Source organism: Streptomyces sp. NPDC029159 (assembly GCF_055564055.1).
In genome coordinates this window covers 155,468-174,148 of the sequence record NZ_JBVHWT010000005.1, presented here as the reverse complement: position 1 = coordinate 174,148, position 18,681 = coordinate 155,468, and the positions used below count along the sequence as shown (strand labels likewise).

General features: G+C 66.5%; 13 protein-coding genes. 8 read left to right on the top strand and 5 right to left on the bottom strand.

Annotation, left to right across the window (positions count from 1 at the left end; all coding sequences use genetic code 11):
• Positions 1-133: 133 nt before the first annotated feature.
• The 6 genes from ACZ4U4_RS12995 to ACZ4U4_RS12970 all read left to right on the top strand — a co-directional run bounded on the left by ACZ4U4_RS12995 (position 134) and on the right by ACZ4U4_RS12970 (position 11,420).
• On the top strand, positions 134-598 hold the full coding sequence (locus tag ACZ4U4_RS12995; protein ID WP_467872487.1) for a hypothetical protein: 465 nt from the start codon (positions 134-136) through the stop codon (positions 596-598).
• 381 nt (positions 599-979) lie between these two features.
• A complete protein-coding gene (locus tag ACZ4U4_RS12990; RefSeq protein ID WP_467873118.1) occupies positions 980-1,168 on the top strand; it encodes a hypothetical protein in 189 nt (62 codons plus the stop codon).
• 281 nt (positions 1,169-1,449) lie between these two features.
• Positions 1,450-8,517 (top strand): toxin glutamine deamidase domain-containing protein, encoded by a 7,068-nt coding sequence (locus ACZ4U4_RS12985; protein WP_467872485.1) that lies wholly within the window; start codon positions 1,450-1,452, stop codon positions 8,515-8,517.
• Complete coding sequence (locus tag ACZ4U4_RS12980; RefSeq protein WP_467872483.1) at positions 8,514-8,777, top strand: DUF6406 domain-containing protein; 264 nt, start codon at positions 8,514-8,516, stop codon at positions 8,775-8,777. Before ACZ4U4_RS12985 ends, ACZ4U4_RS12980 begins: the two co-directional genes overlap by 4 nt.
• Positions 8,774-9,046, top strand: a complete 273-nt coding sequence (locus ACZ4U4_RS12975) for a DUF6406 domain-containing protein (protein ID WP_467872480.1) — start codon at positions 8,774-8,776, stop codon at positions 9,044-9,046. Before ACZ4U4_RS12980 ends, ACZ4U4_RS12975 begins: the two co-directional genes overlap by 4 nt.
• A 181-nt stretch (positions 9,047-9,227) precedes the next feature.
• Complete coding sequence (locus ACZ4U4_RS12970; protein WP_467872478.1) at positions 9,228-11,420, top strand: SUKH-4 family immunity protein; 2,193 nt, start codon at positions 9,228-9,230, stop codon at positions 11,418-11,420.
• 100 nt (positions 11,421-11,520) lie between these two features.
• On the opposite strand, the gene ACZ4U4_RS12965 is transcribed toward ACZ4U4_RS12970, so the two are convergent.
• The 5 genes from ACZ4U4_RS12965 to ACZ4U4_RS12945 form a co-directional block, all read right to left on the bottom strand.
• Positions 11,521-11,721 (bottom strand): hypothetical protein, encoded by a 201-nt coding sequence (locus tag ACZ4U4_RS12965; protein ID WP_467872475.1) that lies wholly within the window; start codon positions 11,719-11,721, stop codon positions 11,521-11,523.
• A 233-nt stretch (positions 11,722-11,954) separates the two neighbouring features.
• Positions 11,955-12,623, bottom strand: coding sequence for a LysE family translocator (locus tag ACZ4U4_RS12960; protein ID WP_467872472.1), 669 nt, complete (start codon positions 12,621-12,623; stop codon positions 11,955-11,957).
• A gap of 219 nt (positions 12,624-12,842) precedes the next feature.
• A complete protein-coding gene (locus ACZ4U4_RS12955; protein WP_467872470.1) occupies positions 12,843-13,226 on the bottom strand; it encodes a MarR family transcriptional regulator in 384 nt (127 codons plus the stop codon).
• 42 nt (positions 13,227-13,268) lie between these two features.
• Positions 13,269-15,932 (bottom strand): NACHT domain-containing protein, encoded by a 2,664-nt coding sequence (locus ACZ4U4_RS12950; RefSeq protein WP_467872468.1) that lies wholly within the window; start codon positions 15,930-15,932, stop codon positions 13,269-13,271.
• A 252-nt stretch (positions 15,933-16,184) separates the two neighbouring features.
• Positions 16,185-16,406, bottom strand: coding sequence for a hypothetical protein (locus tag ACZ4U4_RS12945; RefSeq protein WP_467872466.1), 222 nt, complete (start codon positions 16,404-16,406; stop codon positions 16,185-16,187).
• 226 nt (positions 16,407-16,632) lie between these two features.
• Here ACZ4U4_RS12945 and ACZ4U4_RS12940 point away from each other — a divergent pair, with 226 nt between their 5' ends.
• The gene (locus tag ACZ4U4_RS12940) at positions 16,633-16,884 is read left to right on the top strand and encodes an SPDY domain-containing protein (RefSeq protein ID WP_467872464.1); all 252 of its coding nucleotides are present in this window, start codon (positions 16,633-16,635) and stop codon (positions 16,882-16,884) included.
• A gap of 1,293 nt (positions 16,885-18,177) precedes the next feature.
• Positions 18,178-18,417, top strand: a complete 240-nt coding sequence (locus tag ACZ4U4_RS12935) for a hypothetical protein (RefSeq protein ID WP_467872461.1) — start codon at positions 18,178-18,180, stop codon at positions 18,415-18,417.
• Positions 18,418-18,681 lie beyond the last annotated feature (264 nt).

Genomic DNA, 18,681 nt, shown 5'->3' with positions numbered 1-18,681 from the left:
CTCCGTCCCCACCGGGCCTGACGCACCGCAGGGGTTGAGGAGCTGTCAGTGCCTCTGGGTACGCTGACACAGACATGAACGGACGTGCGACCGGCAGTGCGATGACGCCGGTCGGTGAAACGGGGGCGTAGTCATGGGCGACGAGTTCAAGAGCAGTCCGGAGACGCTGAAGAGCGAGGGAAGGAACTTCTCCGATATCGGGAGGGACTTCTTCCAGGCGACCGCCAGGCTGAAGAACGGCCTGGCCGCGCAGGGGGACGGTGGCGGTGGCGGAGGCGAAGCCCCGAAGGCGACGACGTTCTCCAGTGTGGCCCATGACGCCTGGAAGGGCCTGACCACCTTCAGCGACAAGCAAGGCACCCCGCCCTGGGGAGACGACGAGCTCGGCGAGAAGTTCGGCGTGGTCTACGAGGGCCTGCGCGACGGCATGACGGACTCGATGGATCACCTCGCCACCAAGCTCAACGAAATAGGCAAGGCGTTGGAGCGGATGGCGAAGAACCACGAGGAGAACGAGGACTTCAACGACGCCCTGATCAAGGAGCAGAAGCCGGAGAACCAGTTCGGCGGCGACGTCCGGGCTCTGAAGTCCGTCTAGGCAAGTGATCCGGCCCGCACCGCAGGGCACCTGACGGCCGTACAGCGGAGCTGCGGGGCCGCCACAGGGCATCGCGGTCGCGTTGGTCAGCGCCGGTAGGTGCGGCGTCATGGTTACGGCATCGCATCGCCTCCACTCCGGCTCCAGCTCCGGCTCCGGCTCAACACATCGGCAGCCAACAGTCCGACACCGCCGCCGAGTTCCACCGCAGGACCACGCCTGCCCCACACCCATCCCTTCACCGACAGGAGAGAGTCCGTGTCGCACCCCGGCGCGCCGGAACCGGTACAGCCCGTCCCCGCCACTGCCGAAGAGGCATTGGCGGCCGCTCGGGCCCGATTCGAAGTACGGGACAGGGAAGGAAATCCGGCGCCGTTGTACGTGGTCGAGTTCGACATCGGCTTCCTCGTCCACGCCGTCCTGCCCCCGCCGCCGCCCGGCACTCAGGCGCCGCTGGGCGGCAGCCACATGGTGATCTCCAAGAGCGACGGAGCCATCACCTACGTCCCCAACTTCCCGCCGGACTCCGCGATCGAGCTGTACCGCAGCATGCGCCGGCCCCGCGGCTAGGACGGCCGCCTGAAGGCTGGACAGTTTGGGGCCAAATGTCCACCACGGCACCGTGACACCACGCAACTGAGAGATCAGAAAGGACCGTTGGGTAGGCTCTGGCATGAGCATGGCTCTGCCGACAAGCCGGTTGGGCGCTCACGGAGCTCCGAAGGGCGCCTCCGGCAGCAGTAGAGAAAGAAAAAGAGGGGCCCTTCCGCCGACGGCACGGCGGGAGGGGTCGGTCGGCCCGCAAGGCCGGGACGACATGAACAACATGGGCGACAACGGGGGTCTTCGTCATGGCTTTGATGCTGCCGAGCGCACTTGAGTGGGTTCTGGAGATGTGCGGCTTCGAGTGGCCCACAGGCGACGAAGACAAAATGATGGAGTGCGCCAACACCTGGCGCCAGTTCGCCGCCGATGTGGAGGCCCTCCAGTCCCGTGGTCTGAGCGCCGCCAGTAACGTTCTCGCCGACAACGCCGGTGACTCCATCGACGGCTTCAACAAGACCTGGGAGAAGTTCGCCGGCGGCTCAGGCTATTTCGACGACGCCCGCCAGGGCGCCGAGTTGATCGCCATCTGCATGGATGCCGCGGCGATGCTCATCATCGGGCTCAAAGTGGCGGTGATCGCCCAGTTGGTCATCCTGGCGGTCGAGCTCATCGCAGCCCAGGCCGCCGCCCCTTTCACCCTGGGTCTGTCCGAACTGGGCGCGATGGGCGCGGCCGCCGCCACGCGGATGATTCTGCGAAAACTCCTCAAGGAAATAGCCAAACAGATCCTTGATGCGGTGCTGGAGACCGCCAAGGAACCCTTTGTCTCCGCTCTCGAAGCCATGGTCTCCGATGTGGTCGCCCAGACCGTCGAGCAGAACTTCGGCAAGCAGTCGGGCTACGACCTGGGCCGCACCGCCAAGAAGGGTTACGAAGAGGGCAAGAACACCCTCAAGGATTCCGGTTCCACCTTCGGTAATTCCCTGCGTGACGGCGCGGGCTCCCGCGTGGGACATGGCGCCCGCCACCGACTGACCGACAGCGGACACAACGGCGGCGACGGCGGACACGACTCATCCGACTCCGGCGACGACAACTCATCGCACTCGAACGACCCGTCGTCGGACAACAACTCACCGTCCGATAGCAGCCGTTCGTCCGACAACTCCCCCAGCTCCGACAATGCGCCGGGCTCGTCCCACTCGCCGTCGGGCGACAACAGTTCACCGAGCGACTCCCCGAGTTCCGGCAATTCACCGAGCCCGAGCAGCGGCGACTCCGGTCGCAGAGCACCGGACATCGGCAATTCGTCGCCCTCGTCGTCCGACGGACCGTCGGATTCGGGTTCGCCCTCCTCGTCGACCACGTCGGCCCACAGCAGCACGGACGGCACCGGCGGCCCGGACTCGTCGAACCCGTCGTCCTCGCCCTCACCGGACCGTGGCTCCGACTCGCCCAGTCCCTTCGACGTGGGCACCCATGCCTACCACGAGAGCGTGGGGCACACTCCGGGCAACGACTCGCCCGCCCCCGGCTCGTCCCCGGACCCGTCCCCACCGTCCACGGGAACAAGACCGGACATCGAGGGCGGACCGGCCCCCGACACCACTCCGGACAGCGCGCGCCCGAGCCACCCGGAAGGCTTCGCCCCTCACACTCCGGAGCACGAGGCGTCGCTCCCGGACCCGCGCACCACCGAGCCCGCACCCATGCCGTCCCCAGCACCGGCGGGGGACCACCACGAGGCCGCACCGGCCCCGGCTCCCGACAGCTCCCGCCCCGAACCGGCCGTGCACCAGGTCGAGCACGACTCGGTCACCACCATGCCCGCACCGGCCCAGGGCCCCACGCCGGACGCCTCCCACGACGGCAACACCGACAGTCAGAACCAGGGCAGCGGCCGCGCCGCCATGCCGAGCGGCGCCATGCCCGGCAACACACCCACCGCACACCCCAGCCCTGGCCAGGGCCACGCGCCGACACCGTCGCGGCCCACCCCGCACCACCCTGGCGACACCGACGTCAGCCTCATGAGCGACACCGCCACGGTGGTGCCCCCGGCCCACGGTACGCAGCCCGGTGAGGCGAACGCCCCGCAGCACCCGGCCCCGTCGTCCACCACACCCTCGACATCGCCCTCGGGCACCGTGCCGCCACCAACGGTCGGCCCCGTCCCCACGCAGGCGCCGGCGGCAGGCACCCCCGGAACGGCACCGCGGGCCACGACGCCGCGTACGGAACAGCCGAGCACCAGGCCCGGGCCCACGACGCCGTCGCGGGCCCCCCAGCAGAACCGCCCCGGGGCGCAGCCGCGCACCGAAACGCCGAGCCGCCCCTCAGCTCAGCCACGCACCGACGCACCACGTACCGAATCGCCCAATCGCCCCACCACACCTCCAGGCACCGACACGCCCGCACGCCCCACCACTCCGCCCCGCGGTGAGCAACCGACGAACCGCCCGACGGACCAGCGGTCGCCTGCCGACTCCCCCACCTCCACGCCGAACGACCCGGGGATGCCGGCACCGCACAACCAACAGCCGGACCACCAGCAGCCGGACGCCACCCCTCGGACGCCCGATCAGCATCAGCCCCCCGCTGACGGCAGCACTCCCGTCCACCCCTCGGCACCTCCGCCTCCACACCAGGCGGACAACCTCTCGGACATCCGCGGCGACCTCGACATCCCGCACGAAGGTCTGACCGCACCCGACCCCGCCCATCAGCAGGACCTCGAAAACGCCCACCCGAGGAACCCCGACGGCACCCCGCAGGTGTACGCGGACCCGCGGCAGGGCAACTGGGCCGGTCTGCAGAACGACGGCGGCCCGGGGGTGCCCGGACGGTCCAACAACTGCGCCGACTGCACCCGCTCGTTCCTCGAAACCTGGTTCGGCCGCCCGACGGTGTCCGCCCCGCGCACCCTGGACCGCAATCCGGACGGCAGCCTGAACACCTTCTCCGCGGAGCACAATTCCGTCGAGAACCAGACACGTTGGGCCGGCGCGCCCAGCACGTACGCGGGCAATGACCACCCCAACCCGTACGCACGTATCACCCACGAGCTGTCGCAGGCCGGGCATGGCTCGGCAGCCGTGATCGGCGTCAACTGGCCCGGCGGTGGCGGCCACGCCTTCGCCGCGGTCAACCACAACGGCACGGTCCTGTTCGTCGACGCGCAGACGGGCGTCGTCAGCGAAAATCCGATTCACCTGGGCGCCCAGGAGGTCTTCTACACCCCGCTGGACGCCAACCGGAATCCGATCACTCCGTACTTCCTGACCCCGTCGACACCTCAGCCGTCCACCCAGAACACCCCGGACACCGACAGCAGCTCGGGCACCGACTCGTCGACGGATCACTCCACGACCGACATCCGGTCGGACGGCCCTTCCGACACCACACCGTCGTCGACGCCCCGGGATCCGGACACCGCCCGGGACCAGGACTCGGCCTCCGGGGAGCACGACGGCCGGCCGGCGGACGAGACGCGGAACGCGCAGGACACACACGACACACCGGACGACGCCCGGGACAGCAGGGACAGCCGGGACAGTCGGGACACCGAGAACGACCGGGACGGGCAGGGCACTCAGGACTCCCAAGACACCCGGAACGATCAGAACGACCAGAACGATCAGAACACCCACGAGTCCGACGAATCCCGCCAGTCCGACGAGTCCCACGAGCCCCATCGCTCTGACGAGTCCCACGAGTCCCACGACGGAACGCACTCCCAGGACTCCCAGGACTCCCCGGACACCGACCACGAGCCGGAGTCGAGGGAACCGGTCTTCCCGGCCGCCGACACCCGTCCCTACGGCCCGCCGGACGGCTACGACCGGCCCAGCGACGAGGACTCCCGCGTTCAGCAGGGGCGGTTCCCGCGCAACGAAGACGGCTCGTTCCAGCACGCCCCCGACCCGCATGAGGGCACCTGGGTCGACGACATCCGCGGCCAGCACCCGGACGAGTCCGGTCGCGACGTCAACTGCCCCGACGGGGCCCTGGCATTCGCCGATGCGTACGCCGGAAACCCCACGGTCGCCGCCCGCCGCAGCCTCCAGGAGGACGGCGCCCCCGCCGACACCCCCGAGCCCCACGGCCGGGACCGTATCGAGCGCACACTGGGCGCCGAGTTCCACGACTTCGGCGACGGCCGCGACGCGTACCGCAACCTGGAGACCACCCTCCTCGACGAGGGCAACGGCGCACAGGCCGTGATCATCACCCAGAACGCCGACGGCCGCGCCCACGCCTGGAACGTGGTCAACCACAACGGCCGGATCGTCTACGCCGACCCGCAGACGGGCCAACGCAGCACCACCCCGCTCCACAACGGCGACAACGGCGTCTTCGCCATCCCGTTGGACGCCAACCGACGGCCCGTCGACACCACAGGCCAGCCCGCCGCCCACACGCAGAGCCCGACCACACCCCAGAGCCCGGCCGGCTCCCCCGCCGAGTCCCACGACCCCAGCGCGGAAGCCACTCGCGAGCAGCGCAACCAGAGCCTTCCCGACCCGGAAAAGGCCGACCAGGAGCACGCGAACGTCCCACCGGATTCGTCACAGCAGGCGCTTCGGGTTCCGGGGGAGCGCAACGTCCACAGGATCGATCTCGATCCGGTCCAGGCGCAGATGCGGGCATGGGCCACGCCTCCCCCTCCCGCCTCCTCCCCCCTGGGCAATCTGCTGCAGGAGTCCCTCGATCGCCGGCAGGACTACGTGGAATCGGCGCAGAACGTCCGCGGCACCAAGCATGCCTTGGACGACGCTCGCAAACAGGTCAGGGACGCCATCACGGAACGCAAGAAGGCGATCAAGGCCGAGAAGGACGCCACCACCGACGCGGAGAAGCAGGCCGCCCAGGATCGGAAGGCAGCCGCCGAGCAGAGGCTGGCAGACGCCAGGGCCGCTGTTCCGGCAGCCACGGCGGCGCACAAGGAAGCGCAACAGACCCACCAGAACGTCCAGGTCCCCAAGACCAACTTCACGGACAGCGACCTTCGTCGCCACCTCGACCCTGCGTGGTCGAACATGAATGACGGTCAGCGCTACGCGACCCTGGCGACGCTCGGGCGTATGAGCCACTCGTTTCACGCGAACAACGCAGTTGGCATGGCGCCTGGGTCGGCAAAGGACAACTCCCCGTATGCGGATGCTCCGCCCAAGCGGGGCAACAAGCCTGACCCGGCGGCCGAACACCCCGAGTCCGTGGCTTCCTGGCGGCGCGAGGCCTCGGCGTACTCGAAGGCCGAGAACCTGCAGAACCCGGAAAACCTGCGCAAGCTGCTCGAGGAAATAGAACGCAATTCCTCCGACTCCTCGGACAAGAATTACGCAGTCGTCGAGATCGTCGACGACAAGGGCGAAAGCCACTACATCATCGACTCCTCGGTTCCCCCCTCCGTGGACGGCGTGCGCCCTCGCCACTCCGAGAGCCATATTCTGGAATGGATCGAGCAGCACAACAAGAACCGGGAAGCCGAAGGAAAGTCCAAGTACTCCATCGCCGGCCTGTACACCGAGCGCGAGCCTTGCGGTTCCCGGAAGGGAAACTCCGGACACGCGGACTGCTCCACGACGATCCGCAACTCCGAGGCGATGAAGGGCGCTCCGGTGTATTACAGCACCACCTATCGAGTCGACCCCGAACGCAAGAAGTTGGTGGAGGAGGAGCGCGAACGCCTGAAAAATGAGGGGGATTCCGAAGCCGAGATCAAGAAGAAGATCAAGGAGTACCGCACACCAAATCAAAAGATCATGGACGAGGAAATTCAGGGACACCTGGATTTCGTCCAGGAACTGTCCCGGAAGCTGGCAGCTCCGGGCCAGAATCCACCATCGGCTCCGGCGTCCGACGCTCACACACCGCCCACTCAGGCGCCTCAGTCGGGCCCGTCCCACCACACGAGCCCCCACCGCACACCCCCGTCAGACCCGGCAGGCACGGATCACCGTCCCCCCGCCGACCCGACAGGCACAGACCGCAGGCACCCCACCCACCCGACGGGCGCGGACCACAGGCAGCCCACCACCCCCGCAAACACGGACCACAGGCACCCGGCGGACTCCGCCGCCACGCCGTCCGCCACCCCGACCGATAGCGGGCGTACGCCTTCGGCAAACCCCGCGAGTGCCAACTCACCCGCGCCCAACGGGACTGCGGGCGACAGCGCCACGGGCAACGGAACCTCCGCACCGACGGATGCGCAGCGCTCGCGCCATGACGTTTCCCAGCCGGAGACCGAACCCGCGAGCGCACGAGAGACCCCGCGCCCCACCGCCACCGCCACCGCCACAGGGACGCGCGAGCAGTCCGACGCCCCGCACCCGTCCACCGACGAGCCTCGCGAGAACTCCCCCGCCTCTGACGACCAGCCCGAAAAGCATGGTGGGCTGAAGCGACTCTGGCAGTCCTGGATCCACTCGGAACCGGCCGAGCCCACCGAGATCACCACCGAGGTGGACCAGCCGCGCTTCGGCAACCACAAGAAACTGCCGGAGTCGCAGCCCGACCGTTACGGCACGCCGCTGGACCGTCCCGACGGGACACGTGTGCCACTGTTCGACGGGCCGCCGTCGCGGGAGCAGACGCAGCAGGGCGCCATCGGCGACTGCGGCATCATCGCCACCTTGGGCGCCATCGCGAGCAGGTACCCGGATCTCCTCCAGGACATGATTCGCGAGACGGAGGACGGCAACTACGAGGTCCGCTTTCATGAGGTCGCGCGCAACAAATACGGCAACCAGGCTCCGACCGGGCGCGTCCTGACCGTACGGGTCACTCCCGACGTACCCGTGTACAGCGATTTCCCTGGCATCACCGCCTACGCCAACGCCAACGACGTGGGCGTGGCCTGGCCGGCGATCATGGAGAAGGCCATCGCGGGCCTGGACCAGTTCTGGGACGACAAGCAGCGCGGTCACAAGTTGCAGTTCCCCGGCAACAAGGACTTCGACGGCAACCTGCTGACGGGCTACTCCCGCATCACCCAGGGCTCCACATCTGGCGACCGTGCAGAGCTGCTCGCCCAGCTCACGGGGCGCACATCGGAGAACCACGATTTCCCGACGCAGTACGATGTGCACGGCCGCACCCCGGAAAAACAACTCCTGGCCCACCTGCGGGAGCTGACGGAAAGCGGCAGGCCGGTCATCATCGGCACCCGCCCCAAGGGCACAGGTGTGGAGAACAAGATGGAGAAGGGCCTCCGGAGTTCCCACGCCTACGAGGTCGTCTCGGTCGACGAAAAGGGCCTGATTCAGTTGCGCAACCCGCACAACGACGATCATCCCCAGCCGCTGACCATCAAGGAATTCATGAAGTACTGCAGCAACCAGTACGCGTCTTTGGAGGATGAGAAGTGAGTAGTCCCGACACGGTTCATCTCTGGCACGGGATTCAGCGAAACACCGAGAACGCGAGGTTCTCTGTGAACGATATCTACAGGGAGTCCGACGCCGAGGTCAGAGTCCGACTCGTGACCGTCACCACAGAAACGCAGAGTCGCGTCCTCCGCATCGGTGAGACCTTTCCCGTGGGTGACGAAACGTGGCAGCTCGCCGAATTGATGGGCTGGCCGAGTGAGGACGACTGGACCGTGGTGCTGCGCCGCATCGAAACGTGAGCGCCGACACGATCGGTCTCTGGCACGGGATTCAGCGCAATACTGGGAAAGCCAGCTTCTCAGTGATGGGCATCTACCGGGAGTCCGACTCCTCGGTCAGGGTCCGGCTCGGGATCGTCATCGCCGCTGAGGAGCAGTTTCACACCCTCCGCGTGGGCGAGACCTTCCCCGTGGGCGACGAGACGTGGCGGCTCGCCGAGTTGACGGGGTGGCCGAGCGAGGACGACTGGGTCGTGATGCTGTGCCGCGTCGCGGCCGCTCCGGCCTGAGACCGCCAGCGCCCCATTCCGCGGGCGACGCCGCCGGCAGCTGATGGCGACCCCGGTCGCGCCGGCGCCACCAAGGCGAACCGCCGGGGAGTGTCAGTTCAGGAACATCTCCGCACGTCATGCAGCAACCGAAGGCCGTACTACGGTGACGGGGACCCAAGAACAAACATCAGGGAGCGACATGCCCGAGCCGACAGCGGACACCTCCCCGGGAGGAATCGTCAATGACGTCGTCGAGTGGTGGCATGAGGGCCAACACGGAGGCAGCGTCGCCTACGTCGTCTCTTCACTCGGGACCGCTGGCGCCTCGGTCATAAGGCAGGCCCACGAGCGCATCCCGGACAGCGTGCTCGTCGATGCCACCGGTCTGACCGCCGAACAGGTCCTCCACGAGGCTGCCGCAGCGCTCGGAGTGGAGCTGTCCGGGGACAAGAGGCGCAGCTGGCGGATCGCGCGCGATGCCTGGCCCGAACAGCGCCTGCTGCTCATCGCCAACGCCCGCCGCGCCGGGCCCACCAGGCGGTCGCACGAGCCCGAGCGGCTGATCGGTGATGCCCTTCGCTGGTTGGCACACGACAAGTTGGCCGTGCTGACGGACACCCCCCTCGAACTGCTTCCCAGCGGTACGAGCCCCAGGGCTGTCTTCAGCTTGCCCACGCCGGACTCCGTTGCACCGGTGCCGGACTCGGCTGAGCTGCGTGCCCTGGCCCTCGCGGAGCCACGCATGGTGCCCGTGACGGTGTGGGCCCAACTTCTTGCCGCATTGACCGGCACAGCCGCCACCGAGCACGAACTCACCGCGTTTGCCCAGGAGCATGGTGGCCTCTTGCAGTCCGGCCCCTTGGGTGTTTCCTTCCTCGACGAGAAGGTGGCCGAAGCCCTGCGCCTGGAGACCGGCGTCGACGAAGTGCGTCGTGTCAACGGGCAATTGGTGCAATGGCTGCTGCAGTCGACCTCCGCATTCCGTCATCCGCAAGGATGGGCCAGGAGTGGCGCCGTCGGTCTGTATGCCGCGGCCGGTCTTGCCATGCACGCCGCGCAGGCAGGGACGTACGAAGAAATTCTGCGAAATGGCGAGGCAGTCGCCAACATCCCGCAGAGCGTGTTGATGGACGCCGGGCGCACCGCACTGCGCTCTTCCCTCCCGGGAAACAGCGCGGCCGCTGACGCGATGCATCTGTGGGCGTGGGGGATCATCCCCGACAGCCAGGGCTCGTGGGCTTCCTGGCTGCGTTTGATGGCCCTCGCGCGCAATGACCACGAGGCAGCAGCCGCCATCGCCGCTTCGGGTGTGTCCTTGGCGTGGCGGGCCAAGTGGACGACGTGGCGCCCACCGGGCGGCTATCACCCCGCTTATCTGCAATCCGGAAAGATCGACGCGTTGGCGGAAGTGCGCTGGCAAGGACGGCGGGCCGTCGCCGGCAGACACCGGTCCTTCGCGGTCGAATCACCAACCGCGTACACCTCCGTCTGGGATGCGGAAACCGGTGATCGTCTCGCCGGCCCTTGGGAAGGAGACGGGATCCCCGCGCAGCACCGTGCAGATCTCGCTTGGCCACCCCATCCCTCGTCGACTGACAGCACCGGCCCCTCCACTGCTCAAGAACTGTTTGCTACGGCTCCCGCTCGCCGCAGCGACGACTCGTTTCTGTTGCCCTGCGGCCCGCTGTCTCTCGGCGACATCACCGTTTTCGGGAGTGACTCGGGGCTACTGGCCATCGAATCTGCACGCGGAATGGACGTCACCACCTTCGGCTCTCTGCACCAGCCCTTGAGCGGGGACTACGCAGACGCCCGCGGAAGCATGCCGGTTGATGCCCCAGGTCCGGAAAACACTGACCACACAGTGCTGGCCCTGTTGTTCGACGACATCTTTCCGGTCGAACCCGAAGAACTTCCCGACACTCTCGCCCACGAGCCGACCCGTGAACTCCTCCTCGAATTCGGCCTCCCCGACATGTACGAGGAAGGAGGGATGGCTCTCCTGCCCGGCGGCGACTGGGACGTCGAAATTCTCGAGGAAATGCCCTCGTGGCCGGATGACATCGACCCCGTCGACGAGACCGGGCCGTTCTTCCAGATCGGCAAGTGGATGGGAGCCGAAATCGTCATCGACGGTCCGACCGGACATGTGCTGCGCGTTCCGACGGGGCCCGACGAGGAAGAACTCTCTGCCCTTCCCGCGGCGGACAGCTTGGAGGCTTTTCTGACGATGGTGGCCTGGTGGGTGACGGGGCTGCGTACCCGAGACACCCTGCCTCTGCCCCATCCCGAGAAGCAACGGGTCTTCGGCAACGTTCTCGGTGCGCTGGCCGCAATCGAAGAAAAGGGCGGCGAAGCGCTTGCCTGGGCATACATCTTCGAAAACGAGTGAGCCCACTTCCCTGCACAAGCACCGATCCTCTCGGGGCGTAACTCCCCCTTACCGTGGTGGGAGTTCGGGAGCAGCGGTGACGAAGAGCAATACGGCTGTGTCATCGGTGGGCATCCCCGCGGAAGGGGTGCCCGGTCGTGTGGGTGCGTGGTGGCGTGCCGGTGGGCGGGGTGGCGGTACCGCCCATGTCGTCGCTCCGGTCGGTGTCGACGCCGGGGACGTCATGCGACGGGTGCACGAGGAGGTACCGGGGAGTGTTCTCGTCGATGCCGCAGGGCTCACCGCCGAGCAGGTGATGCATGAAGCCTTGCTTGCGCTGGGAGTTGATCTGTCCCCCGGGAAGCGGGACGACTGGCGATTCGCGCTCGGTTCGGGGGGCGAAGAGCAGCTGTTGGTGCTCGTCCACACCCACCGCGCCGGGCTCACCCGGCGGTCGTACGAGCCCGAGCGGTTGGTGACCTCGGCCCTTCACTCCTTGGTCCGTGGCAAGGCCCCGTCCTCGGTCGTTGCCATCGTTCCGCCTCGCCGGCCCGCTCAGCGGTTCTCCATCGCGAGCCAGCCGGCCAGCCCCACCATCGCCGCCCCCGTGAGGGCATCCAGGTGTCGGGGCCGACCGGAGGCGCCGCCCCGACGCTTCAGCAGGCCGCCGACCGCGGCGTAGGCGACCGCGCAGCAGAACTCCACGGTGATGTAGACGGCGCCGAGTACCAGCACGGGCGCCGCGATGTCCTCGGCGCCGTCCGGCAGGAACTGGGGAAGAAAAACGGCGAACAGGAGGAACGCCTTGGGGGTGGACGCGGCCACGAGGAACTCCTGCTTGGCCAGGGCCCACGCTCCGCGTTCCGTCCCGTCCCTCCGGAGCGGGGCGGCAGCCCTCTCGTCCCAGGACGTACGCGCCTGCTCAGACCCCTTACGCAGAGCGGCGATGACGGTGCGGGTCCCGAGCCAGAGAAGGTAGGCCACGCCGCACCACTTCACCACGTTGAACGCCACTGCCGAGGCGGTCAGCACGGCCCCCAGCCCGGCCGCGACAGCCACCACCATCAGAGCGAAAGCGGTGAATCGCCCCAGCGTCGCGCTGACGGCGGGACGTACACCGTGCCGCACCCCGTTGCGGAACACCAGCAGCTGATTCGCGCCCGGGGTCGCCGCCAGCAGCACGGCAGACGGCAGAAACGTGGCCCAACTCAGATCGGCGATCATCACGTCTACACCTATACCTGCCAGAATGCGCATTCCACGCCTCTGGCCCCTGAGGGATGGCTTGCCGTTACCGTGGTCGATCGTGACAGTGCCATGCTGCCCTAAAGGTGTTTGAGATGTGATCACGGGCTGGCCAACGGATGGTCCCGCTGATCGACCGGGCCAGCTGATCTGTCGAACTCGCCGGGGCCCGGGCGTTCCTGCCCGGGCCCCGGTTTGCTAAGCGCCTGTCCCGCCCGCGTTGCGGATCAGCTGCCGGAGCACCTTCAACGTGGTGACATAGTCCGCATCGTCGATGCCCTCGTGGAGGGCGGCGCGGATCGCGGGGGCGTCGCGAGCGAGGTCGACGCGGGCCTGTTCCCCCTCCTCGGTGAGCCACAGCCGGTTCTCGGTGTCCCGGGTCAGCCAGCCACGCTCCAGGAGCACTTCGGCCTCCGCTGCCAGATCGTCCTCGGGGCGGATGTAGGAGGCCATGGCCTTCCGCAGCGCAGGCAGGGTCATTCCCTGACCGTCGGGCGAGATGTCGTTCGCCGAGAGGTTGCGCAGCAGCCAGAACTGGGGCTGGGTGTAGCCCTTTTCACCTGCTGGGCCCGGGGGAAGCATGTGGATGAAGTAGATACCGGGCGGACAATCCCGAATGTCTCGTCAAGTAAAATTCAGCGACTCTCTGACAATCTCCGTAGAGGGTGGTAGCTTTTCTGAACCAACCAGCCGCGCCCCCTCGGGAACTCGCAGCGTCTGTAGCGATTTGATCATTTCCAGGCTACTGATATCGAAATGCATCAGATTGCTTTCCAGGGTGAGAGTATGTAGGTTCGGGAGATGCTCCAACCATTCCCACGTTGAACCCGAAACACACTCCATCCATAGGTGCGTAAGACGATACCCTGCGCACACTCTTACAATATCGCGGGGTTCAATTCCCCCTGTCACCCGGATGCGTGAGCGACCACCGAAGCGACGCAACGACAGCAGTTCCTGGAGAGTGGATACCGGAAAATAGATACCTTCTTCGCCCAGGTGAGCGAGAATTTCCTCAGCATACCGATCACATTCGAATCGACTCCAGACACGGGCGAGTTCGAGTCGCACGCGGCGATCCTGAATTTCTCGATACTGCGCCAGTACGGGGATTGCGGCATCTGTTGCGATCCGGGTGGCGCACAGCACGGTGAAATAGGCTTCGTCGTCGGAGAGGCCCTGTGGTCCGGGGAGTAGATCCAGGGCGATGGGACCCACATCAGCCAAGCTACGGGCATGCTCAGCCGATCGAGGCGGAATCAGGGCAGCGGCCCGGCGTTCCACCTCCGACCTCACCGCAGGATCCAGCTCTGTCGCATGCTCAAGGCAGGCAGCCGCCAGCAAGTGGAGTCTCTGACTGTAACTTGCAGAGCTGTCTCCCCGCTCAATGAGGCCAGTTAGCAGCCGCGCCCGCTCCATGGTTCTAGCATGCGCAACAGACATGCGGATCACATCTTCCCATTGGTCGAGGTGAGCATGGCCGATGAGAAAATCGAAGTCGAGTCCTTCGACTGCCGCTTTAGCTCCCAAGTAATCCTGGAAAGTGCGATGAATGAAGTCCAACGTGCCTACGCTGGGTTCCCGCAGAAGACCGCTTCGAACCAAGAGATGCCGATAGATTTCCTCTGGAGTTCCCTGCTCAGCAACCTTTGGCATAGCTGGCAGTGCGCGCGTGAGTAGCTCGACCGCGTCCGATCGATCCATTTCTGATCGACCGTTGCGGATCAGCCAGTAGGCAAATTTCTGCACCAGCTGAATATTATGCTCCTCGCTGATGCGTGGCGTTCCCGGCTTATGAATTCCTCGTTCGCGATCGCGTCGGGAAAGCAACATGGAAAGGGCCGCATCGTAGATTTCTTTACGACCTTCAGGCAGGTAGCCACGACGATCTTGGTGCAAGGCGCAGATCAGGGCGCACATCAGTGGATTCGTAGCAAGACGCCCCAGATCTTGCTTTGCTTGAACGGCACGCAAAAGGTCTCTGGCATAGCGATCACCGACACCAGACGCTCTATGCCATCGATTTATAAATTCGGCCACGTTTTCGCGGCTCATGGGAGCCATATCTAGCTCGACGAAATCTTCACCGACCAACCAGTCTGTCCGTACGGCAGAGGGCCGGGAGGTGACCAGCCACCGGTTGCTGGGGTAAGAGCAGACGAGATCCTGCAGCCAGCACCGGGCCTCTTGACGCTCCGCCTCTGGTACTTCGTCAATCCCATCGACCAGGAGGAGCCCTCGCCCAGATCGCAGCACCCTGTCAAACCAACCCGTTGGCTGCAGGTTGGCAATAGGGCAATCGACGGCCGAAAGAAACCCATCAGGTGTAGGCAGCTTGGCGCCGCCCCTGGTCAAGGTTCGCAAGGGGAGGACGAAGGGCACGAGTCCGTGGAGGTAGAGCAGACGTTCATCGAGCTCCTTCCGGGCCGTGGAAACGGCCAACCACTGCACCAGCGTGGTTTTCCCCGAGCCTGCGACACCACGAAGCAGGACACGGTTCCGTCCTGCTAACACGTGGTCAGCCGGCAGGACAACTGGCAATGTTCCCGATCCACCCCCGACCGCGTCAAGGCTGAGATATGCGGCGTCAAGGGGCCAGATCTCGGGTGACTCAGCCAGATCCAATCCAAAAATGGAAAGTTTACCGTGCTTCCGAGAGATATATTGGGCGTATCGATCCTCGAAGGGTGCATCAGCCGGAGAGGGTGTCCGCTCGATCAGCGTATCGATCTTGAGCGACAATTCCTCGATACCGCGAATATTCTCAACGAGCGTACGCGCCACGAAAGTTGAACGCTGCGTGAAGAAGTGCAGGATGTGCAGGCACGCAGTATCGAGCACACTCGCGTGAAGTTCCACCGCGTCGCTGGATAACCCGAGGGTTGCAGAAGGGCTTTGTGTCCTTAAGTGTCGCGATAGCGCAAGGTGCCCCAGACGCACAGCCTGCACGTCATTCATATCTATGTAGCCCATGGATCGCAACGAGTCGGCCACGGCATGCGCTACAGCTCGCAACTCATACGAGGGCAAAAGCTCCTCTACGCCGGTGGATTGCGCGGCTCGATTGACCAGTTCCTCGGCGATCTTGTGCAGGTCATCGTCAGAGAGGAAACGCTTCTCACCTTTGAAGGAAACGAGACTCGAGACCCGCACCGGCTTATTGACCAAGCCCGCCCCGGGGCCTTCCGCAACGAAGAGTTTCTTGATGAGCGGAGCAACGACACTCGAAGCAAGACGAGCTCCAATGGCAGTGGGTTCCATCAGTCCCCCGGGCAGGCGTGCCAGCATCGATCCGTAGCAGGCTAGGGCATGATCAGGCTGCGCGGCCCCGAACCCTTCAAGTGGCTGTGCAGGCGCTCGATCGGCCCGCTCTTTCGGCCACCGTTAACCCGTCGGTACCCGGCCCGGGACCACGTCTCTGAGCGGTCACTCAAGTTCCGGAGCACCTCGTCGTGGTGGTCATCCTCAATGCGGGAGCCCACCGCTTGGACCAGCTCATCCAACATCAACACGACGCGGCCCCCGTCTGCGCCCCAGTCCTCACCACCGCGTCCTCCTCCCCCCGTCGGACTGCGCGCCCACGGACCACTGGCCGTCGGCGACCATCGCGGTGTCGCCCACCGTCCACGGCTGCCTGGCAACGCGGATCTTGCGCTCCAGACCGGCTCCGTCCCAGTGTCTGCTCGGCCACCCCTGCTCCCCTTCGATCCCGTGCGACTCGTCGCCGCAACCCAGTGACGACAACCGCGTCCGCCAGTCCATTCCCGGACAGTGAGCTGCCGGCGCCAGTTCGCCCACGGCAGACGCCGCTTCCCGGGAAAGGACTACGTACGTCGGCACACCACATGTCAACGTACGGGTGTTGAGAAAACCGCAGGTCAACGAAGGGATCGTGTAACCGTGCCCGCCTCCGCCGCCCTCCTGCCCGCCGTCGTCCGCCCCGCCGTGGAACATCGGCGCTGGCTCCTCCGATCACACCGCGGCCCCGGTGCTCGACCTCCTCGACGACCTTGGCTGGGCCATCGTCGACACCCCGGAGGCCAACGTCCACGCGACGAGCCCGGACGGCCGCGTCTACGTCGGCTGGCTCCCCGAAGATCCTGCCGCGTGGAAACACAAGATCGTCTGGCAGGTCCGGATACAACCCGATGACGGTGCCCCGTGGACCCAGGAGTTCGGCCTTTACACCCCCGCCGAGGCCGTTGCCGGATTTATCACCGCCCTCGTCGCCCGCACCTGACCGCGTCTCCGTGTCGCCATGCTGCGTGGCCCGTTCGCCTTCCGCCCGTACCGACGTACCGGCACCCCCACGTCGGCCCGCTCCCCCCGGAGGACCCGTGCCCCACCACCTGACCGTCGGCCATCTGCTCCGCCAGCTCCAGGCCCTCGACCCCGACCTGCCGATCCGCCTCGCCATCAACCCCGACTTCCCCTTCGCCCACTACCTGGGAACGGGGATCGTCGTACGGGACGGCAAGGCATTCGTCGCCGACGACGGCCAGGAGGAGAAGGGGCCGCCCCGCGCCGGTCAGGCAGGGGCGGTCTTGCCGTACGCCCAACCGCGTCTTGCATCCCTTCATCGCCTACGAAGGAGGAGGTCACGGCGGCCGGGAATCAGCGGGGCTACCTGTAGCCGTAAGAGCCGGGACAGCTTGCCGGAGCCCGACACCAGCGTGCCAAACCGGTCCCGCTGGATGCCTACCACGTTCCGGGGGCCGGAAGCCGCGCGGCCGAGGGTTTCGGAGCGGCCGGTACTCCCCCACTCAGCACGAGATCAGGCTGTCCGGTACTCGTGCCCGTCCGTAGGCTGCGGCCATGGCGTTCGATTCGCCTGTGCCTTCCCCGCCGTTCCCTTCGCCTGACCACGCCGCGCTCCGGGTGGTCGTCGGCAACGCCATCGAGTCAGTCCGCAACGGTGAAGCATCGATGGAGGAGGCGATCCTGCACGCGGCCGTCCACGACTGGCGCGAGGGCCATAACCGTGGATGCCGAAGAACAGCAACCGCGGCTGACTATCGTGCACGCCGAGGTGGGCCACCGACATGTCGGTTGACACGGTCTTAGGCACTGCTCATGGGGCGGTCGCCGCACAGGGACGGGCCGGCGCCCACCGGCGGGGTACGCGACCGGGACCAGACGGCGAAAGCTGTGTGGAGCGCCATCTTGGGTAGATGTCCGTCATCTGCGGCAAAGGGCGGAACGGGTGTCAACTCCTGGGATTGAGTGATGATGCAGCCCACCCGTGTCAGGGCTTCGTAACAAGGCCACGCGGAATTTTGGAAACGCCGCTGCCGGTGTGATCGACTCAAATTCCTGCCCAAGAAGTTCTGGGCAGGAATTGAGCCCATGCGGTCGAAGGATTCGGCCGTCCCCGGGGTCGGTCGGCGCTCCGCCGAGCTCCGGCATTCCGGTCCTCACGGTGTCCGAAGCGCGCAGCGCAGTCGCACCGGCCGGTCATGCCGCGCCCCCGGGAACGGTGGCGGTACGCCTCCTGGCGTGCCCACCGTGTACGTACGGCAAAGGGAGAAGAAATATGCGCAAGTTCAAGCGGGCAGCCGTTCTCGGTGCCACCGTCCTGGCCTTCTCCGGGGCCGCCATCGGCGTCTCCCAGGCGGCCACGCAGCACCAGACGGAGGTGCCCGGCAAGATCGCGACGGACTGCAACAAGGCCTCGTTGGGTCAGGGCGACAACGCCGTCATCGACTTCTGCGAGCAGCAGGACGTGCCCGCCGGCTCCACCCCCACCATTACGATCTACTGGCACTACGCCTGACAGTCACCACGTCCGGCACCCGGTGGTGAGGCCACCGTTCCCCCTTCCCGCCCCTTGCTGAGTGCGCACCTCGCAGGGCGGGCCACGGGCCCTCACCCGTAACCGGCGCCGAAATCGACGGAAGCGGGGGGGGGGGGACGGGGGGGGGGGGGGGGGGGGGGGGGGGTTTGTTGTGGGGGGGGGGGGGGGGGGGGGGGGCTCGGGGGGAGATGTTCGCGGGGGGGGGGCAGGAGCGGAAGACGCTAGTCGGCGGGTGCGCGTGCA

Excerpts from the sequence above, each read along its gene's own strand:
- ACZ4U4_RS12970 (WP_467872478.1), top strand. The coding sequence starts at position 9,228 with ATGCCCGAGCCGACAGCGGACACCTCCCCGGGAGGAATCGTCAATGAC.
- ACZ4U4_RS12960 (WP_467872472.1), bottom strand. The coding sequence starts at position 12,623 with ATGATCGCCGATCTGAGTTGGGCCACGTTTCTGCCGTCTGCCGTGCTG.
- ACZ4U4_RS12950 (WP_467872468.1), bottom strand. The coding sequence starts at position 15,932 with ATGCTGGCACGCCTGCCCGGGGGACTGATGGAACCCACTGCCATTGGA.
- ACZ4U4_RS12995 (WP_467872487.1), top strand. The coding sequence starts at position 134 with ATGGGCGACGAGTTCAAGAGCAGTCCGGAGACGCTGAAGAGCGAGGGA.
- ACZ4U4_RS12965 (WP_467872475.1), bottom strand. The coding sequence starts at position 11,721 with ATGCATCACCTGCTCGGCGGTGAGCCCTGCGGCATCGACGAGAACACT.
- ACZ4U4_RS12955 (WP_467872470.1), bottom strand. The coding sequence starts at position 13,226 with ATGCTTCCCCCGGGCCCAGCAGGTGAAAAGGGCTACACCCAGCCCCAG.
- ACZ4U4_RS12945 (WP_467872466.1), bottom strand. The coding sequence starts at position 16,406 with ATGGACTGGCGGACGCGGTTGTCGTCACTGGGTTGCGGCGACGAGTCG.
- ACZ4U4_RS12985 (WP_467872485.1), top strand. The coding sequence starts at position 1,450 with ATGGCTTTGATGCTGCCGAGCGCACTTGAGTGGGTTCTGGAGATGTGC.
- ACZ4U4_RS12935 (WP_467872461.1), top strand. The coding sequence starts at position 18,178 with ATGCGCAAGTTCAAGCGGGCAGCCGTTCTCGGTGCCACCGTCCTGGCC.